The organism is Candidatus Kurthia intestinigallinarum (assembly GCF_003991225.1).
Taxonomy (GTDB): Bacteria; Bacillota; Bacilli; order Bacillales_A; family Planococcaceae; genus Kurthia; species Kurthia populi.
Genome location: NZ_JTFC01000190.1, coordinates 1 through 1,509 on the forward strand (window position 1 = coordinate 1; position 1,509 = coordinate 1,509).

Here is a 1,509-nt window from a genome sequence, read left to right on the forward strand (position 1 = left end):
GCCTCTGGTCGGGTTCAATCAAACATGACTCTTCAAATTATTAAGGCGAACATGAATGTATTAAATAACTTTAATCATGTTAGAAATACGGAAAGTTATGCTCATGACAATGTAATTTTAAATAAGAATGAGAGTAAATTGATTTGCAATCATGTCATCTCACTTTTGAAATTTGTTGATGAAATTGAAATGGATGCAGAGTATGCTTTTTAGGTCTCTACACAACTGGTAGGAAAAGAGGATTTATACTATGGAAGAAACTCTATTTTCTTTGCAGCAATATAAAATGACCAAACAAAAAGATGAAACGCTGCAGAAAATCCAACAACAAAAGTTGATGCAATATCAATCTGACTTTAAACAGTTCCAGGCGTTTTGCGATGAACATTTATTAAAGTTAGATTTTGAATCGTTAGAACTGTATCTTCATCATTTAATTACACAACAGCAAGTGCGACTGTCGACATTTAACCGACGTTTAGCCGGCGTGAAATACTGGTTAGTGCATGAATATAGATTTCAATTCACCTCAGCGCACGATACGAGCATCAAATTACTGCGAGGCTTATATAATCAAGAGGAATATTTGCGCTTAAAGCCGATGCGTGGGAAAAGAGCTGAAAAGCAAAGTGATGTACTGCGACTCATTGATCGGTACGATACCGATAAGAAAAGTGATATGCGCAAGCGTGCGATTTGTTTAGTGAACCTTATTACGGCGAACCGTCCTTCGGAAATGGTACGGCTCAAAGTGAGTGACTTCGATTTAGAAAATCGCACAGTTCAAGTAATGATGGTCAAGCAGGGTGAGATGAAAGAAAAACGCCTGACGCTAGAGTGCGTGCAGGCGATTCGAAACTATATCGTGGCATGCGAATTAATGCCAGAGGATTATTTCGTCGGAGCTGCCGATAAATGGGGCAACCACACGAGTCGACAAATTAGTGAAGTCAGCTACAATCAAGCCATTCAAAGCTGGCTCGGCTTCGCACCGTACACCTTTCGAAAAACGCAGATTACTGCCATGTACCAAAAGGGTGCGGACATTCCAACGATTGCTAAGCAATCTGGTCATAAGTCACACCAGACAATTATGGAGCATTATATAAAATTGAAGACAGAGGATGTAGATAATTATTTATAGAAAATATTAAGGTACCCTATATTTATAAGTGTTACCTAGATATATTAGGGGACCTTAATTAGTTAATTCATCGGCTTAATTTTATTTTCAATATAGTTAATTTCATCTGATGAAAACTCATACTTGTTGTACAACTGTTGATCAATTTTATCAACCGGGAGTCTCCAATTAATATCTGAACTCGATTTAAAATTTTGTAAAGGAATAAATCGATATGTTTTTGATGCAGCATCTTGACTGCCTTTTGCTAGGCTATGAAGATATCTTGAGAACTTTGTTTGTAAGTATTTGGAAAGGTTCTGAGCAGATTGTTCATCTAAATCTAACTCGGCACCAAAAACAAGGTAAGTCTCAGTACATATAGT

Annotated in this window: 2 protein-coding genes and 1 pseudogene; 2 read left to right on the forward strand and 1 reads right to left on the reverse strand. The window is 37.1% G+C overall.

Annotated elements, in window-relative coordinates; translation table 11 throughout:
- On the forward strand, positions 1–213 hold a 213-nt coding region (locus QI30_RS19680; protein ID WP_199754750.1), incomplete at its 5' end, for an abortive infection family protein.
- 37 nt (positions 214–250) lie between these two features.
- On the forward strand, positions 251–1,144 hold the full coding sequence (locus QI30_RS19685; protein ID WP_126992142.1) for a tyrosine-type recombinase/integrase: 894 nt from the start codon (positions 251–253) through the stop codon (positions 1,142–1,144).
- A gap of 62 nt (positions 1,145–1,206) precedes the next feature.
- Here QI30_RS19685 and QI30_RS20730 read toward each other — a convergent pair.
- Positions 1,207–1,509, reverse strand: a pseudogene (locus QI30_RS20730) (hypothetical protein); the annotation flags it as partial.